Here is a 15967-nt window from a genome sequence, read left to right as displayed (position 1 = left end):
TCACTCCCCGGCCCGGTGGTACCTGCCGAGGGCGGTCAGCGGGAAGATCACCCGGTACAGGTGGTAGTTGATGTAGAAGTCGCCGGGGAAGCCCGTTCCGGTGAACTGCGGCTCGTCCCAGCCGCCGTCCGGCCGCTGCGTGCGGGCCAGGTACTGCACACCGCGCTGGACCGCGTCGGTCTTGTGCCGCCCCAGGGCCAGCAGCGCCAGCAGCGCCCACCCGGTCTGCGACGCCGTGGAGTCGCCGCGGCCGATCCACGCCGGATCGTCGTAGGAGCGCAGGTCCTCGCCCCAGCCGCCGTCGGGGTTCTGGTGCTTCTCCAGCCACTTGACCGCGCGCCGCAGGGCCCGGTGCTCGGGCTTGATTCCGGCGCGCACCAGGGCCGGGACCACCGCCCCGGTGCCGTAGACGTGGTTGGCGCCCCAGCGGCCGAACCAGGAGCCGTCCTTCTCCTGGTTGCGCAGCAGCCACTTCACCCCGCGCTGGACGACCTCTTCGTCGTGGCCCAGCGCGGCCAGCGCCTCGACGACGTGCGCGGTGACGTCGGCCGACGGCGGGTCGATCACCTCGCCGAAGTCGCAGAACGGCAGCTTGCGGATCAGCTGCCGCGTGTTGTCGGCGTCGAAGGCGCCCCAGCCGCCGTCGGCCGACTGCATGCCGCGCAGCCAGCGGGTGCCGCGCTCGATCGCGCCCTGCACCGCGACCCGGTCCGGGTGGTCCATGCGGTTGAGCGCCAGCAGCACCTCGGCGGTGTCGTCGATGTCCGGGTAGCCGTCGTTCTCGAACTCGAACGCCCAGCCGCCCCCGGCGGGCAGGTGCGGGCGGCGGACCGACCAGTCGCCCTTGACCCGGATCTCCTCGGCCAGCAGGAAGTCGGTGGCCCGGCGCAGCGCCGGGTGCGCGCTGGGCACGCCCGCGTCGTGCAGCGCCTGCATGCCGAGCACGGTGTCCCACACCGGTGACTGGCAGGCCTCCAGCCGCCGCACCACGCCGTCGGCGGTCTGCTCCCGGATCAGGAACCGCTCCAGCCCGGCCAGGCCCTGCCGCAGCACCGGGTGGTCCATCGGGTAGCCGAGCAGGTGCAGCGCCAGCAGCGAGTACACCCACGGCGGCTGGATCCCGCCCCACGACCCGTCGGCCTCCTGGCGGGCCACGATCCACTCCGCGGCGCGCAGCATCGCGTGCTTGCGCAGCGTGCGCAGCGGGTGCTTCTGGTACCGGTGCAGAACCCGGTCGAGCAGGTGGAACCCGTACTTCCAGGACCACTCGGCCCGAACCGGCGGGCGGGGGCGTCCGGTGCGCAGCTCCCGCACCGTGATGCCCAGGTCCCGGCGCGGCCGCAGGGTGCACACCACGGTCAGCGGCACCACCGTCTGGCGCGCCCAGCACGCCCAGTCCGCCACGTTCAGCGGGAACCAGCTGGGCAGCAGCACGACCTCCGGCGGCATGGCGGGCAGCTCGTCCCAGGACCACTCGCCGAACAGCGCCAGCCAGATCCGCGTGAACACCCGGGTGGCCTCCAGCCCGCCCTGCTCCAGGATCCAGTTGCGGGCGGCGGTCATGTGCTCGGCGTCGACGTCGTCACCGGCCAGCTTGAGCGCGGTGTAGGCCTCCACCGTGGTGGACAGGTCGCCCGGACCTCCGTGGAAGTTGGCCCAGGTCCCGTCGGAGCGCTGCTGGGAGCGGATCCAGCGGGCCGCCTGCTCGGTCTCCACCGCGGTGCGGATGCCGAGGAACTGTCGCAGCAGCAGGTCCTCGACGTCCATGGTCACGTTGGTCTCCAGCTCGCCCTTCCACCAGCCGTCCGGGTGCTGCCGGGACAGCAGGTGGTCGCGGGCGGCGACCAGCGCGGTCCGCGGATCGGGGATCACGACCGCGCGGGTGGGCCGCTTCTGCAACTGATCGGTCAAAGCTTCCTCCGTACGATGAACGCGGCGAGTTCGGTCAACGCCTCGGTGGTCTCCCGCGGGCCGCGCGGCAGGTGCCGGTCGGCGGCGGCCAACCGGCGCTGGCACTCCTGGCGGGTCCAGTCGGCCGAACCGGCGCGCTGCACCATCTCGGCGGCTTCGCGCAGCTGCTGCTCGGTGAGCGGTTCGGGCTGGGCGTACAGCTCGCGCAGCCGGTTGCCCGCGGCGGTCCCCGAGTTCAGCGCGTGCACCACGGGCACGGACTTCTTGCGGGCGCGCAGGTCCGACAGCACCGGTTTGCCGGTGACCTCCGGGTCGCCCCACAACCCGAGCAGGTCGTCCACCAGCTGGAAGGCCATCCCCAGTTCGGTGCCGAAGGTGTGCAGGCCGAACACGGTGTCCTCGGGCGCCCCGGCGGTGAGCGCGCCGATCGAGGTCGCGCAGGCCAGCAGCGCGGCCGTCTTGTCGTGCGCCATGTGCAGGCACTCCTCCAGCGTCACCTCGCTGCGGTGCTCGAAGTCCAGGTCCGCGGCCTGCCCGGCGATCAGCACGCGGGTGGTGGCCGACAGCGACCGGGCCGCGGCCGCGGCGTGCGGGGAGCTCGACCCCAGCAGCACCTCGGTGGCCAGCGACAGCAGCGCGTCCCCGGCCAGCAGCGCAGCGGGGCGGCCGAACACCGTCCAGGCGGTGGCGCGGTGGCGGCGGGAGGTGTCGCCGTCCATCACGTCGTCGTGCAGCAGCGAGAAGTTGTGCACCAGCTCCACCGCCGCCGCGGCCGCGACGGCCTGGTCCGCCGGTCCCGGCGGGCGCGCGCACTGCGCGGACAGCAGCACCATCGCCGGTCGCAGGGCCTTGCCCCCGCCGCCCTCGGCGGATCCGTCGATGCCCCGCCAGCCGAAGTGGTACTCGCACACGCGGCGGGTGTCCGGGTCGAGCTGGGCGACCGCGCGGCGCAGCACGGGGTCCACGGACTCCCGCGCCGTGAGCAGCACCGGCGGCAGAACGGTCGTCATGCGGTCACCTCCACGCCGTGTCGCTCCCGCAGGTCCGCGGCCACCACCTCGGCCGCGCGCGCCCCGCTGCGCACCGCGCCCTCCGTGGTGTCCGGCCAGCCCGTGCCCGTCCACGCCCCGGCCAGCACCAACCCCGGCACCGGGGTGCGCGCGTCCGGGCGGATCGCGGCGGTGCCCGGTGCCTGCCGGAAGGTGGCGCGGGGTTCGCGGGTGACGAAGAAGTCGAGCAGCCGCGCCTCGCGGGCTCGCGGGAAGAGCTGCTGCACTGCCGGGACGAACAGCGCGCGCAGGTCCTCGGTGCGCTGATCGACGTACTCCTGGGCGGCCGACAGCGACAGCGCCAGGTACTGGCCGTGCGTTGCGCCAGAGATCGCGGTGCGGTCGAAGACCCACTGCACCGGGGAATCCAGCACCGCGGCCATCCGGAGGCCGGTGACCTGCCGGTCGTAGTGCAGGTGCACGTTGACGATCGGCGCGGCCGACAGGCCCGCCCAGGTCGCGGTGCCGGGCACCGGCAGGTCCGCGAGCAGCCCGGCCGCCGCTTGGTGCGGCACCGCCAGGACCACCGAGTCCGCCGAGAACTCGCGGCTGTTCCCGCCCTCCTTCGCGAAGACGTGAAAATCCGCTCCAGCGCGCCGGATCGCCCGCGCCCGGCAGCGCACCCGGACACCGGCACCGGCGGCCAGCAGCGCTCGGTGCGCGGCGTCGCCGTGCAGCTGGGCCAGCGGTGCTTGCGGGATGGCGATGTCCGCGCTGTCGCTGCGGTCGAGCACTCCGGTGCGGAAGACCTTGGCGGCCAACAACATCGACGCATCGTCCGGATCCGCGTTGAGCGCGGCCAGGCCGAGCATCCCCCACAGCGCCGCCACCGCGCGCGGGGATTCGCCGTGCTGGCGCAGCCACTCCCCGAGGCTGATCTCGTCCAGCGCGGGGTCGGCCGGATCGAGCATCCGCAGTGCGAGCGAGGTCCGCGCGACCCGTGCCCGCTGGGCCGCCGTCAGCTGCCGGTAATCCAGAAGCACCGGGAGCAGGTGCCCGGGTGCTGGCAGGTTCCAGCGGTGCAGCAGCGAAGCGCGGCCGTTCGGGCTGAGCACCGGTACGCGGAACCGGCGTTGCATGCTGATCCGGTCCCGGGCCCCGATGCGCCGCAGCAGGTCGGTGTAGGCGGTGTAGCAGCGCAGGAAGACGTGCTGCCCGGTGTCGACGACCAGGTCACCCCGCTGGAACGAGTAGGTGGCGCCGCCGAGCCGCGACCTCGTCTCCAGCAGTTCGACCGCGAATCCGGCCTCGGCCAGGTCCAGCGCCGCGGTCACCCCGGCCAGCCCGCCGCCGACCACCACCACGCGCCCGCGGCTCACGGCGCCATCCCCGCCAAGGAGCGCGCCGCGACCCCGGCCTTGCGCCAGCCCGACAACGAGGTCCGCTGGTTCAGCGCGGCCCCCGGATCGGCGGCGATGCGCGCCAGCAGCTCGTGGTAGATCCCGGCCATCGACGCGCAGCACGCCCGGCTGCGCCGGTCCAGCATCGGCAGCAGGCGCAGCCCCTCGCCGTACCACTGCTCGGCCCGGGCTGCCTGGAAGCGGATCAGCGCCGACCACCGCTGCTGGTCCTCGACCAGCCCGTAGCCGGGCTGCAGCCGCACCCCGAAGCGCTCCAGGTCCTCGGTCGGCAGGTACACCCTCCCGTCGCGGTGGTCCTCCCGGACGTCGCGCAGGATGTTGGTCAGCTGCAGCGCGACGCCGAGGGCATCCGCGCGCCGCTCGGCCTTGACCTGGTCGAGGGCGCCGAACACGCCCAGCGACAGGCGCCCGATCGAACCGGCCACGCACCGGCAGTAGTGCAGCAGCTCGTCGAAGGTCCGGTACCGGGCACCGCGCACGTCGGCTTCGCAGCCGTCGATCAGCTCGTCGAAAGCCCCCATCGGCAGCGGCAGCCACTCGGCCGCGTCGGCCAGCGCGACCAGCAGCGGGTCGCTCGAGCCGGTGCTGGCCGCGTGGACGTCCTCGCGGGCTTCCCGGAGCTGGCGCAGCTTCTCCTGCGGCGGCAGGTCGCCGTCCCCGATGTCGTCGACGCGGCGGGCGAAGGCGTACACCGCCGACAGCGCCCGCCGCTTCGGGGCGGGCAGCAGGCGGATGCCGTAGGAGAAGTTCCGCGCCTGCTCCCGCGTGATCCGCTCGCACTCCAGATAGGCGTCCCGGACCCGCGCCGATTCGGTCACCACGCGCCTCCCAACACGGACAACCGCCCCCATTCGACGAACGTGCGCCACCGGCTCGGCCGCACGTCGCGCCCCAGCGGGTCGTGGCCCGCCGCCGCGAAGGCCGCCGCGGTGGCCCGGCCACCGGCCACGTAACCGGCGACCGCGACCCGGGCCGTGCCGGACAACCGGCCGATCAGCGGGGCGCCCGACTCGAGCATCCGCCGCGCCCGGTCCACTTCGTACTTCACCAGCCCGCGCAGGCGGGTCGGGGCGCGCGCGGCCACGAGATCGGGTTCCCCGCACCCGAACCGCCGCATGTCGTCGGTCGGCAGGTACACCCGGTCCTGCCGGTAGTCCTCGGCGATGTCCTGGCAGTGCTCCAGGATCTGCAGCGCGCTGCAGATCCGGTCGGACAGCTCGATCAGCGGCGGTTCGGCCCGGCCGAAGACGTGCAGCACCGCCTCCCCGACCGGGTTGGCCGACAACGCGCAGTAGTCGAGCAGGTCGTCGAAGGTCCGGTAGCGGCGCACCCGCTGGTCCTGCCGGTTGGCATCGATCAACTTGACCAGCACCTCGTGCGGAATGGCACACTCGGTGACCGTGGCGGTCAGGGCCCGCAGGATCGGGATGCGGGCCGCGCCCTGGTAGGCCCGGCGGAGGTCGACCTCCAGGAAGTCCAGCAGCGCGCCGCGGTTGCCCGGCGCCTCGTCCCCGGCGAAGTCGACCAGCCGGAAGAACCCGTAGAGCGCGTGCAGGTGCTGTCGCAGGCCGTGCGGCAGGATCCGGGAGGCGACCGGGAAGTTCTCCGAGCGCATCCGGGCGAGCACTGCCGCACTGCGCGGAAAATCACCCGAACGTGCGACGCTGTTCGGGTGGTCGGATTCCTCCCCGGACAGCGTGCCATCGGGCAGCGACAGGACCATCGACCCTCCTCCTATCCGCCGGTCAGGAGGCGCAACCGGCATCGTATGAGCAGCGCAGCCACCCCGCAGGGTGAGCCGACGACCACCCGTTTTCCTTGGATCGAGCCGGTGTTCGAACTCGGACTGCCATCCGTAGATCCACATTGGACAAATGATCAGACGGACCACAGTGGACATCCGCGCGCGGGCGCGGCGGCCCGGTCGGCGCACCGCGGATCCCCACCTGATCGGCCGCGCGGCATTCGGGTGGCGGGCATTGACACCCGGGCGACGGACCCAAGACCGTGGTCCGCACACTCGCGGTCCGCAGGTTCACGACGAAGGGAACGCGCCGTGATCGAAGCCGACCACACGCGGAATCCGGACCACCCCGCCACCGTGCGCCGCCGCGGCACCGGCCCTCCCGCCGCGGCTCCCGCCTCCCGGACCTGACGCCCCAGCCGAACGCGCAGGTGTTCGACCCGCGCGTTCCCCTCCACCGCGATCCGCGGCGGGCTGCCGGAATCCGGGGCCGCTCGGCCGAACGGGTTTCTCCTGACCGCCGCCCGCAACAACTCCAGCCGTGCGCTCGTTCGAGGTCCTGCAGGCACCTCGACGGGGAGGAGTGCCGGATGCACCGGGAACTGCCCACCGCCCGCGGCCCGATCGCCGACGCCCTGCTGCAGGTCGGCCTGCTCCTGGACTTCGCGGTGCGCACCGCCGGAGCCGCCTTCCGGACCGTTGGCCGGGCCCGGTTCAACGTCGCGGAGTTCCTGCGGCAGGCCACCTTCCTGGCCTCGGTCACCACCCTTCCCGCGCTGCTGGTGACGATTCCGCTGGGTGTCGTGGTGGCGCTCAACGTCGGTTCGCTGGCCGGACAGCTGGGTGCGCAGGGCTACGGCGGAGCGGTGGTCGCCTTCGTGATCGTCGGCCAGGCCGCGCCGCTGATCTGCGCGCTGATGATCTCCGGGGTCGGCGGCTCGGCGATGTGCGCGGACCTGGGCGCGCGCAAGATCCGCGAAGAGGTCGACGCCCTGGAGGTGATGGGGCTGCCGGTCGTGGAACGCCTGGTGGTTCCCCGGGTGGTGGCCGCGGTGGTGGTCAACGCGCTGCTGGCGTGCATCGTGCTGCTGGTCGGCATCACGACGACGTTCCTGTTCCAGGTCCTGGTGCTCGGCGACGCGCCGGGGGCGTTCCTGCGCACCCTGACGCAGTTCTCCCGCGTCCCGGACTTCGTCGTGGCGCTGCTGAAGGCCGCGGTGTTCGCGGTGCTGGCCGCGCTGGTGTCCTGCTTCAAGGGGCTGACCGCCCGGGGCGGGCCCGGCGGGGTGGCCAACGCCGTCAACGAGGCCGTGGTGATCTCGTTCGTGCTGGTCTTCGTCGCGAACGCGGTCATCACCGAGCTGTACCCGGTGCTCGTGCCCGCGAAGGGCGAGTACTGATGGCCGCCCGCGGGCGCAGGTCCGCGGTGGACCTGCTGGCCGCCGCCGGACTGCACTTCACCTGCTACCTCCGGGCGATCGCCGCCATCCCGCACGTGCTGGCGCGCTACCGGCGGGACGTCGCGCGCCTGGTCGGCGAGATCAGCCTCGGCTCGGCCTCGCTGCTGGCCGGTGGCGGCACGATCGGCGTGGTGTTCGCGATGTCGTTCGTCTCGAGCACCCAGGTCGGCCTGGAGGGCTACCGCGGGCTGGACCTGCTCGGCCTCTCGCCGATGACCGGGCTGGCCGCCGCCGTGGTGAACACCCGCGAGATCGCCCCGCTGGTCGCCAGCATCGCGCTGGCCGCCAAGGTCGGCACCGGGTTCACCGCGCAGCTGGGGGCGATGCGCATCTCCGAGGAGATCGACGCCCTGGAGGCGATGTCGGTGCGGTCGCTGCCGTACCTGGTCAGCACCCGGATGATGGCGGCGTTCCTGTCGGTGATCCCGCTGTACCTGGTCGGCCTGTTCGCCTCCTACCTGGCCACCGGGATCGCGGTGGTGCAGCTCAACGGCGTCTCCGAGGGCACCTACAACTACTACTTCCGGCTCGTGCTCACCGCCGACGACGTGTTCTTCTCGCTGGTCAAGGCCGTCGCGTTCGCGATCGTGGTGACGCTGGTGCACTGCGCCTACGGCTACTACGCCAGCGGCGGCCCGGAAGGCGTGGGCAAAGCCGCGGGACGCGCGCTGCGCACCAGCATCGTGACCATCACGGTCGCCGACGTGCTGCTGAGCATCGCCTTCTGGGGCGTGCGGCCGACCTTACCGGCGCTGGGGATATGACATGAGCGAACCGCTGGGAGCCAACGCGCGCCGGACGCTCGCCGCCCGCGGGGCGGCGGGACTGCTCCTGCTGGTCCTGGTGGCCGTGCTGGTCGTGCTCGGCGGCGCGGGCGCGTTGCGCGCGAAACCCGAAGTCACGACGGTGCTTCCGGCCGCGGCCGGGTTGATCCGGCCGGAAACGCCCGTGCAGTACCGCGGGGTGCGGGTCGGGCGGCTGGCGGCCGTCGACCCCGGGTTGCAGGGGTCCCGCCTTACGTTGCGGATGGAACCCGGCAGCTTCGCCGACATCCCGGCCGACGTGCGGGTCCGGCTGATGCCGCGGACCGTGTTCGGCGACCAGTACCTCGACCTCATCGCCCCGGGGACCTCCGGCGCAGCGCTCGCTCCCGGTGCTGAGCTCGCCGCGGACGACTCCCGGCCCACCATGCAGCTCTACCACGCCTACAGCCGCCTCTACGAGCTGGTCGACTCGCTGCAACCGGCGCAGCTCCAGGTCTCGCTCGCCGCCCTGGCCGAAGCCCTGCGCGGGCGGGGCGAGCAGCTGGGCGCCCTGCTCGACGACGCCTCGCAGCTGACCGCCAACCCGCCGCTGACCGGCGAGGACCTCGCCGACATCACCGCGCTCGCCGAGGACGTCGCCGGTGCCGCGCCGGATGCGGTGCAGGCGCTGGACGACGCCGTCGCGCTGTCGGGCACGATCGTGCAGCGCCGCCAGGACATCGGAGACCTGCTCGGCGCGGGGCTGGCGTTCACCGAGCAGTCGCAGCGGTTCGTCGACACCAACTCCCAGCGGATCATCCAGCTCGTGCGGTCCACCGATCCGGTCGCCGACGTGCTGGGCCGCCACCCGGGCGCGGTGCGCGACAGCGCGGCCGGGCTGGACGCCTTCCTCGACGGTGCGAACCGCTCGCTGTCCACGGGCTTCTTCAAGATCCGCATGGCCGGGACGCTGCACCGGCCGTACCCCTACGGGCCCGAGGACTGCCCGCGCTACCCCGGCATGGCCGGGCCCAACTGCCGCGATGCGCGACCGAGCGGGCCGATCGGGCCGGTGGGCGGCCCGCGGGAGCGCGACGCGCTGCGCGAGCTCGCGCCGCTGCTGCCCGGACGGCCTCCCGCCTCCGATGCGCTCGGACTGCTGCTGGGGCCGCTGGTGCGCGGGACGGAGGTGGTCACGCCGTGAAGCTCCGGTTCGCCGCCTTCGTGCTCGTGTCGCTGTTCTGCGGCGTCGTCGTGGTGAACACGCTGACGAACCCGACGACCGGCCGGTCGGTGCCCTACCGCGCGGTGTTCACCGACGTCGCCGGGCTGCAGCCGGGCAACGACGTCACCGTGGCCGGGGTTCGGGTGGGGACGGTGACCGGGGTCGTCGCGCGCGGCGGGCTCGCCGAGGTGGACTTCGAGGTCGCCGCCGAGCAACCCGTCCCCGCCACCGGGCTCGCCGTGATCCGCTACGCCGACCTCACCGGCGCCCGCGCGCTCTCCCTGACCCCGGGCCAGGGCGGCCCACCGCTGCCACCGGGCGCGACGATCCCGGTCGAGCGGACCCGACCGGCGCTGGACCTCACCGCGCTGCTCAACGGGTTCAAGCCGCTCTTCGACGCGCTGGAACCCGCGCAGGTCAACCAGCTGGCGCACGAGATCGTGGCGGTCTTCCAGGGCGAAGGCGGCACCGTGTCCGCGCTGCTGACGCGGATCGTGTCGCTCACCGGAACCCTGGCCTCCCGCGACCAGGTCATCGGCGAGGTGATCAACAACCTCAACGCCGTGCTCGGCACGGTGCAGCAGCGGCGCGACGACCTGCGCGGGCTCGTGGACGAGCTCGGGCGGCTGGCCGCGGAGACCGCCGCCAGCCGGGAGTCGATCGCCGCAGCCATCGACTCCGGTGCGGAGGCCGCCAGCTCGCTCGCTCAGCTGCTCGACGGGCTCGGACCGCAGCTGTCCCGCGACGTGCGCTCGGTGCAGGAGATCACCGGGATGCTGGTGCGCAACCAGGCCCAGATCGACGGTGCCGTGCAGGAGATGCCCGCGTTCCTGAACACGCTGGGCCGCGCGACCAGCTACGGGTCCTGGGTGAACGTCTACCTCTGCAACCTCAGCGTCGCCGTCGACGGGGTCCAGGTCGACCTCGGGGCGGGCCCGCACACGGAGGTGTGCCGATGAGGAAGGTGCTGGTCAACGGGGCGATCGGCGCGGTCGTGGTGCTCCTGCTGCTGACCGCCTCGGCGACGGTGCCCCGGCTGCTGTTCCTGCTGCGCACCGACGAGTACCACGCCGAGTTCGCCAACGCCGCCGGGCTCACCGAAGGCACCCAGGTCATGCTCGCCGGGGTGCCGGTGGGCCGGGTGACCGGTGTGGCGCTGGCCGGGGACCGGGTGCGCGTCTCGTTCCGGCTGGACGGCGAGCAGGCGCTCGGCGGGAGCACGACCGCCGCGATCAAGCTGCGCACGGTGCTCGGGACCCGATACCTGGGCGTGGAGTCCACCGGTCCGGGACAGCTCTCCCCCGGCGCGACGATCCCGCTCGACCGGACCTCGGTGCCCTACAGCCTCGACGAGCTCCAGTCCGACGCGAAGTCCACCGCCGACGGCCTCGACCTTCCGCAGCTGCGCCGAATGATCGGCGCTCTGGAGGAGGTGACGCCGCAGGACCCGCAGTTGCTCGGCGATGCCCTCAACGGGGTGGCGGCGGCATCGGCGGTCATCGGTGAGCGCGGTGCGCAGCTGCAGGAGCTGCTGCGCAGCACGCAGACCCTGACCACGCCCCTGGTCGAGCAGCAGGACACCCTGGTGACGCTGCTGGGCGATGCGCAACTCGTCGTCGACACGCTGCAGCAGCGCCGGACCGTCGTCCGCCAGCTGATCACCGACGTGCACACCGTCACCGGCCACCTGCACCGGCTGGTCGCCGACAACCGCGACGTCTTGGACCCGCTGCTGGGCGATCTGCACGCGCTCACCGACTCGCTGGAGCGCAACGACCAAGCCATCGGCGAGAGCCTGCAGCGGCTCGGTCCGGCCGGTCGATACCTGGCCAACGCCACCGGGAACGGGCCGTGGGCCGACGTCTCGGCGCCGCTGGGGCCCGTGCCGGACAACGTGCTCTGCGCCGCCGGACTGTTCGAGGGGTGCCGATGAGCCGGAAGCTGGTGGTCGTCTGCTGCGTGCTGACCGCGCTGGTCACCGGCACCTGGTTCACCCTGCTGGCACCGCGCCCGCAGCTGCGGGTGGCCGCCGACTTCACCTTCGCCGACGGCATCTTCCCCGGCAGCCGGGTGGCGATCCTCGGCGTGCCGGTGGGCCGGGTCGAATCCGTGGAGCCGCAGGGCGCGACGGTGCGGGTGCGGATGACGATGCCCGCCGACACCGCGGTCCCCGCCGACGCGCACGCCTACATCATGAGCCCGGCGATCATCAGCGACCGCTACGTCGAGCTGGGGCCCGCGCACACCGGTGGTCCGCAACTCGCCGACGGTGCGCTGATCCCGGTGCAGCGCACCCACTCGCCGATCCGGTTCGACCAGCTCGCCGCGTCCCTGGACTCGCTGCTGGCCGCCTTCGGGCCGTCCGGCGGCGACCCCGGGGTGCTCGACCGGCTGCTGCGCAGCAGCGCCGCCTCGCTCGACGGACGCGGGCCGCAGATCCGGGACGCGATCACCGAGCTGTCGCGGGCCAGCGAGGTGCTGGCCGCGAGCAGCGGCGACCTCGGCTCGGTGGTCGACGACCTCGACCAGCTGGTCCAGCTGCTCCTGCAGCACCGCGACACGGTGGACGCGCTGGCCGCCTCCACCGCGCAGGCCGGGGCGGACTTCCAGGCGCAGCAAGCGGAAATCGGCGATGCGCTCGCGAAGCTGTCCGACGTGCTGCTCGCCGTGGACGACCTCGTGCGGCGCCACGGCGAGCAGCTCGGCGGCGACGTCGGACAGCTGGCCCAGTTCGCTGGCACCCTGGCCGCCCGGCAGCAGGAGCTGGCCGAAACGCTGGACACGATGCCGCTGACGATGGACAACTTCACCCGCGCCATCACCCCGGACCAACGCCTGCGGTTGCGGCTGAACATCTCCAGCAACCTCAGCCAGTTCGACACCACCGCGCGCCTGTGCCGCGAGCTGCCGCTCCCGCTGTGCACCGGCGCGGGCATCACCAACCCCGTCCCGTTCCCGCCGGACATCGAACCGCTGCGCGCGGTGCTGGGAGGTGGCCGGTGAAGCGCTTCGTGCTCGCTGCGGTGCTGCTGACCACGTCGTGCGGGCTCAGCCTGCAGAACGCGCCCGTCGGCACGGGCGGTTCCGGGTACCAGGTCACCGCGGTGTTCAGCGACGTCGGGCGGCTGCCGATGGGCGGGGCGGTGCGACTGGGGCAGGCCGTGGTGGGCAGGGTGTCGGACATCGGCACCGAGAACTTCCAGGCGCTGGTCGAGCTCGACATCGACCCGCAGGTGCGGCTGCCGGTGGGCACCACCGCGCGCCTCGAACTCGCCTCGCCGCTGGGCGAGGAGTTCGTGGTCCTGCAACCACCGCCCACATCGGACGGACCGGTGCTCGGCGACGGCTCGGTCATCCCGCTCGAGCGGACCTCGCGCGGGCCGGACGTGGAGAACGCGCTGGCAGCGGCCAGCACGCTGCTCAACGGCGCCGGGCTCGACCAGGCGCGGACCGTGGTCACCGAGCTCAACACCGCGCTCGGCGGCCGCGAGCAGCAGGTGCGCGACCTGCTGGGCCAGCTGGAGCGGACCCTGACCTCGCTGGACCAGCACCGCACCGAGCTCACCTGGCTCATCGACTCGGTGCACGCGACCTCGCAGCACCTGGCCGACGGCCAGGAGTCGCTGGACGCCGCGCTGACCCAGGTGCGCCCCGCGATCGACGTGCTGCTGGCCGAGCGGCAGCGGTTCACCGAGCTGCTGGACAACACCGCGGCGCTGAGCACCGCCACCGCCGCGCTGGTCGAGCAGACCGACGAGTCGTTGACCGAGCAGGTGGAGAAGTTCCGGCCGGTGCTGGCCGATCTGCGGTCCCTCGACGGCGGCCTGGCCACCACGGTCGGTTCGCTGCACCGGTTCTTCGACCTGATCCAGCAGGCCACGCCCGGGGATTACGTGCTGTTCAACGGAACCCTCGACGTGCCCGGAACCGTGGTGCAGCTGCTGGCCCCCGGCGCCCCGATGCCACCGCCCGCCGCGGGCGGCGTCGACTCGATCCTGCGCGGAGGCACCCGATGAACCGCCGCCTCGTCCTGGCCCAGCTCGCGCTGTTCCTGGTGATCAGCATCGCCTGCACCTACTACGTGATCACCAACGTCGCAGGGCCCCGAGCCCTGCGCGACCCGCTCCTGGTGACCGCCCGCATGCCCGACGCGGCGTCGATCACCCCGAGCTCGCAGGTCACCTACCGGGGCGTGGTCGTCGGCACGGTCGCCGAGGTGCGCATCGACCCCGGTGGCGACGGGGTTTCGGTGCAGCTCGCGCTGCACCCCGACACACGCGTCCCGGCCGACAGCAAGGCCGTGATCAGCATGGCCACGCCCCTGGCAGTGCAGACCGTGGACCTGCAACCCACCAGCGACTCCGGGCCGTACCTGCGCGACGGCAGCACCATCGAAGCCGCACGCACGCAGCACCCGATCCCGCTGGACACCCTGCTGGTGCACTTCACGGAGCTCAGCGAACAACTCCGCCCGGAGGACGTCTCCGCGGTCACCGAAGCGCTCTCCACCGGCCTGGCCGGAAAGGGCCCGGAACTGACCCGCATCCTGGACAACTCGGCGATCCTGCTCGAAGCCACCCGCCAGCACCGCCCGCAGCTCGACCGCCTGATCGCCGCCAGCCGCCCGCTGACCGGCCCCGACGGCGACCGGATCCGCGAACTCGCAGCAGGCCTGCGCGCCCTGACCGGCGAGATCCGCGCCCACCAACCCCAGCTCGACCGAATCCTGGACACCGCCCCCAGCCCCACCCGACGCCTCACCGAACTGTTCGCGCGCAACGACCCGGCCACCACCGCGCTCCTGGGCAACCTGGTCACCACCGGCCAGATCGTCACGGTCCGCACCCCAGCCCTGGACCAGCTGCTCATCTCCCTCCCGAAAGCGCTGACCGGCCTCGGCGGTGTGGTGCACGGCGACACCGCAGACCTCTACCTGATCGGAACCCAAGGCCCGATCTGCGCCACCGGAGCAGAACGCCGCTCCCCCACCGAAACATCCCCCCGCGAAGCAGACCTGACCTGGCACTGCCCACCGGACCAACCCGACGTCTCCCAACGCGGCGCCGCGAACGCCCCGCGCCCGGCGATGACCACCTACGACCCGGCCACCGGCAACACCGCCACCGGAGTCCGCCTCGGCACCGCGGGCGGCCAAGCCACCATCCTCGGCCCGCGATCCTGGTATTCCGTCCCGCTCCAAGGAGTCCGCTGATGCCCGACGAACCGGAACGCGAACCCCTCCACCGCCGGACCCTCCGCCCGAAGGCGCTGTTCGGCGCCGTTGTTCTCGTGGCCATCCTCGCCGTACTGGGCACCTTTGGACTCCAGCTGCAGCGGGCGCGGGCCGTGGAGGACGCTCGCCGCACTGCGCTGGAGGCCGCGCGCACCTATGCCGCGGACTTGTCCACCTACGACTTCAACAACCTGGACCGGAACTTCTCCGCCGTCACCGCCAACTCGCACGGGGAGTTCGCTGTGCAGTACAAGGAGATCAGTTCGAGCTTGACCGAGTTGATCCGGCAGAACCGGGCCGTGTCGAAGGGGTCCGTGCTCTCCGCTGGGCTCGTCGAGGGTGATCAGGATCGTGCTGTGGTGGCGTTGTTCGTCGATCAGGAGATCACCAATGTGAACAATCCTGTGCCTCGGATTGATCGGAACCGGATGCAGATGACGCTTTTGCGGGTTGAGGAGCGTTGGGTGATCGAGGACATCAAGCTGCTTTAGGAGGTCGTTGGGTTTTCAAGGTGCTTGACGCTGTTGTCGGTTGTGTCGTTGGGTGGGGTCATCCCCGTGGTTGGTGGGATTGTGGGGGCTGTGGTCCGGATGTCAAGCCCGGCCTGGCGGCCGCCCCTGCGGGGTTTCAGGCTTGACATCCAGCCCACAGCCCCGGTTTTGGCTTGATGTCACGGGGATGACCCGGTATGGAACGAACCCCCCGGTTCACGACGACCCTGCCCGGGGTGGCGAGGTGGCCGGGACCGTGTGGGTGTTTGGCCGTTCGGGGATCGGTGCCACCGGCAGGTTGGGGCGTGGGGCCGTGTTGGGTGGCGGGCTTGCGGCGGGGCTCGACGTGTCACTTCGAGGTGTGCTGTGGGTGGAGGTCGCCTGGCGGCGTGGGGTTGGTTTCTGTTGTCCGAGCTTGGTGGGCGGTTGGTGTTTCGTCGTGGCGGGGTGCTGCGGGTGTACCCCTTAGCTGGGGCGGCGGGAGCGGCTCGGCCGTCGTCCGGTTCCTGAATCACGCTCGAAATTCATTCTGCCGTAATGGTTTTCGTGTTTGGGTGGGTTGTTGATCACCTGATCGTGCGACAGATATGTGCTCGAATTTGTGTTCGATCGTTGGGAGAATAGAGTCATGACACCGCTGATGACCACGACTGTGGACACGACCCCCGCACCGGGTGTGGTCGTGTCTGCGGGGATGCCCGCGCGGGCCGAGTCCGCGTCCGGTCTCCCCGTGTCGTGGCCTGCCCCGGT

14 protein-coding genes are annotated in these 15967 nt (G+C 72.3%); 9 read left to right on the top strand and 5 right to left on the bottom strand.

Features of this window, described 5'->3' with window-relative positions; all coding sequences use genetic code 11:
• Genes shc through hpnC form a run of 5 tightly spaced genes read right to left on the bottom strand, consistent with a single transcriptional unit; the run spans position 1 to position 6044 of the window.
• Positions 1 to 1911 (bottom strand): squalene--hopene cyclase, encoded by a 1911-nt coding sequence (gene shc / locus F1721_RS10890; RefSeq protein ID WP_425474400.1) that lies wholly within the window; start codon positions 1909 to 1911, stop codon positions 1 to 3.
• Positions 1908 to 2921: a polyprenyl synthetase family protein gene (locus F1721_RS10885; RefSeq protein WP_150066512.1), complete on the bottom strand. Its 1014-nt coding sequence runs from the start codon at positions 2919 to 2921 to the stop codon at positions 1908 to 1910. The genes shc and F1721_RS10885 overlap by 4 nt, the downstream gene beginning before the upstream one ends.
• Positions 2918 to 4279, bottom strand: a complete 1362-nt coding sequence (hpnE, locus tag F1721_RS10880; protein ID WP_246154658.1) for a hydroxysqualene dehydroxylase HpnE — start codon at positions 4277 to 4279, stop codon at positions 2918 to 2920. Before hpnE ends, F1721_RS10885 begins: the two co-directional genes overlap by 4 nt.
• Positions 4276 to 5172, bottom strand: coding sequence for a presqualene diphosphate synthase HpnD (gene hpnD / locus F1721_RS10875; RefSeq protein WP_150066511.1), 897 nt, complete (start codon positions 5170 to 5172; stop codon positions 4276 to 4278). Before hpnD ends, hpnE begins: the two co-directional genes overlap by 4 nt.
• Positions 5136 to 6044, bottom strand: coding sequence for a squalene synthase HpnC (hpnC, locus tag F1721_RS10870; protein WP_150066510.1), 909 nt, complete (start codon positions 6042 to 6044; stop codon positions 5136 to 5138). The genes hpnD and hpnC overlap by 37 nt, the downstream gene beginning before the upstream one ends.
• A gap of 611 nt (positions 6045 to 6655) precedes the next feature.
• On the opposite strand from hpnC, the gene F1721_RS10865 reads away from it, so the two are divergent.
• From F1721_RS10865 to F1721_RS10825, 9 genes are read left to right on the top strand one after another with little or no spacing between them, the layout of a single operon-like run.
• The gene (locus tag F1721_RS10865; RefSeq protein WP_150066509.1) at positions 6656 to 7465 is read left to right on the top strand and encodes an MlaE family ABC transporter permease; all 810 of its coding nucleotides are present in this window, start codon (positions 6656 to 6658) and stop codon (positions 7463 to 7465) included.
• Entirely contained in the window at positions 7465 to 8289 is an 825-nt protein-coding gene (locus F1721_RS10860; RefSeq protein WP_150066508.1) for an MlaE family ABC transporter permease, read from the top strand. Before F1721_RS10865 ends, F1721_RS10860 begins: the two co-directional genes overlap by 1 nt.
• Position 8290: 1 nt before the next feature.
• Entirely contained in the window at positions 8291 to 9472 is a 1182-nt protein-coding gene (locus F1721_RS10855) for an MCE family protein (protein ID WP_150066507.1), read from the top strand.
• Entirely contained in the window at positions 9469 to 10452 is a 984-nt protein-coding gene (locus F1721_RS10850) for an MCE family protein (RefSeq protein ID WP_150066506.1), read from the top strand. Before F1721_RS10855 ends, F1721_RS10850 begins: the two co-directional genes overlap by 4 nt.
• The gene (locus F1721_RS10845; RefSeq protein ID WP_246154650.1) at positions 10449 to 11426 is read left to right on the top strand and encodes an MCE family protein; all 978 of its coding nucleotides are present in this window, start codon (positions 10449 to 10451) and stop codon (positions 11424 to 11426) included. The genes F1721_RS10850 and F1721_RS10845 overlap by 4 nt, the downstream gene beginning before the upstream one ends.
• Complete coding sequence (locus F1721_RS10840) at positions 11423 to 12496, top strand: MCE family protein (protein ID WP_150066505.1); 1074 nt, start codon at positions 11423 to 11425, stop codon at positions 12494 to 12496. The genes F1721_RS10845 and F1721_RS10840 overlap by 4 nt, the downstream gene beginning before the upstream one ends.
• Positions 12493 to 13509 carry an MlaD family protein gene (locus F1721_RS10835; RefSeq protein ID WP_150066504.1) on the top strand — a complete coding sequence of 339 codons (1017 nt, stop codon included), beginning with the start codon at positions 12493 to 12495 and terminating at the stop codon, positions 13507 to 13509. Before F1721_RS10840 ends, F1721_RS10835 begins: the two co-directional genes overlap by 4 nt.
• The gene (locus F1721_RS10830; RefSeq protein ID WP_150066503.1) at positions 13506 to 14705 is read left to right on the top strand and encodes an MlaD family protein; all 1200 of its coding nucleotides are present in this window, start codon (positions 13506 to 13508) and stop codon (positions 14703 to 14705) included. The genes F1721_RS10835 and F1721_RS10830 overlap by 4 nt, the downstream gene beginning before the upstream one ends.
• Positions 14705 to 15217 (top strand): hypothetical protein, encoded by a 513-nt coding sequence (locus F1721_RS10825; protein ID WP_150066502.1) that lies wholly within the window; start codon positions 14705 to 14707, stop codon positions 15215 to 15217. Before F1721_RS10830 ends, F1721_RS10825 begins: the two co-directional genes overlap by 1 nt.
• Positions 15218 to 15967 lie beyond the last annotated feature (750 nt).

The sequence above is a fragment of the Saccharopolyspora hirsuta genome, assembly GCF_008630535.1.
GTDB lineage: Bacteria > Actinomycetota > Actinomycetes > Mycobacteriales > Pseudonocardiaceae > Saccharopolyspora > Saccharopolyspora hirsuta.
The sequence above is the reverse complement of the archived record's forward strand: the minus strand, read 5'-3'. Positions and strand labels throughout refer to the sequence as shown.

Bases quoted from the DNA above. Each gene is read 5' to 3' on its own strand.
- F1721_RS10885 (WP_150066512.1), bottom strand. From the start codon at position 2,921: ATGACGACCGTTCTGCCGCCGGTGCTGCTCACGGCGCGGGAGTCCGTG.
- hpnD (WP_150066511.1), bottom strand. From the start codon at position 5,172: ATGGGGGCGGTTGTCCGTGTTGGGAGGCGCGTGGTGACCGAATCGGCG.
- hpnC (WP_150066510.1), bottom strand. From the start codon at position 6,044: ATGGTCCTGTCGCTGCCCGATGGCACGCTGTCCGGGGAGGAATCCGAC.
- F1721_RS10865 (WP_150066509.1), top strand. From the start codon at position 6,656: ATGCACCGGGAACTGCCCACCGCCCGCGGCCCGATCGCCGACGCCCTG.
- F1721_RS10860 (WP_150066508.1), top strand. From the start codon at position 7,465: ATGGCCGCCCGCGGGCGCAGGTCCGCGGTGGACCTGCTGGCCGCCGCC.
- F1721_RS10855 (WP_150066507.1), top strand. From the start codon at position 8,291: ATGAGCGAACCGCTGGGAGCCAACGCGCGCCGGACGCTCGCCGCCCGC.
- F1721_RS10845 (WP_246154650.1), top strand. From the start codon at position 10,449: ATGAGGAAGGTGCTGGTCAACGGGGCGATCGGCGCGGTCGTGGTGCTC.
- F1721_RS10840 (WP_150066505.1), top strand. From the start codon at position 11,423: ATGAGCCGGAAGCTGGTGGTCGTCTGCTGCGTGCTGACCGCGCTGGTC.
- F1721_RS10830 (WP_150066503.1), top strand. From the start codon at position 13,506: ATGAACCGCCGCCTCGTCCTGGCCCAGCTCGCGCTGTTCCTGGTGATC.
- F1721_RS10825 (WP_150066502.1), top strand. From the start codon at position 14,705: ATGCCCGACGAACCGGAACGCGAACCCCTCCACCGCCGGACCCTCCGC.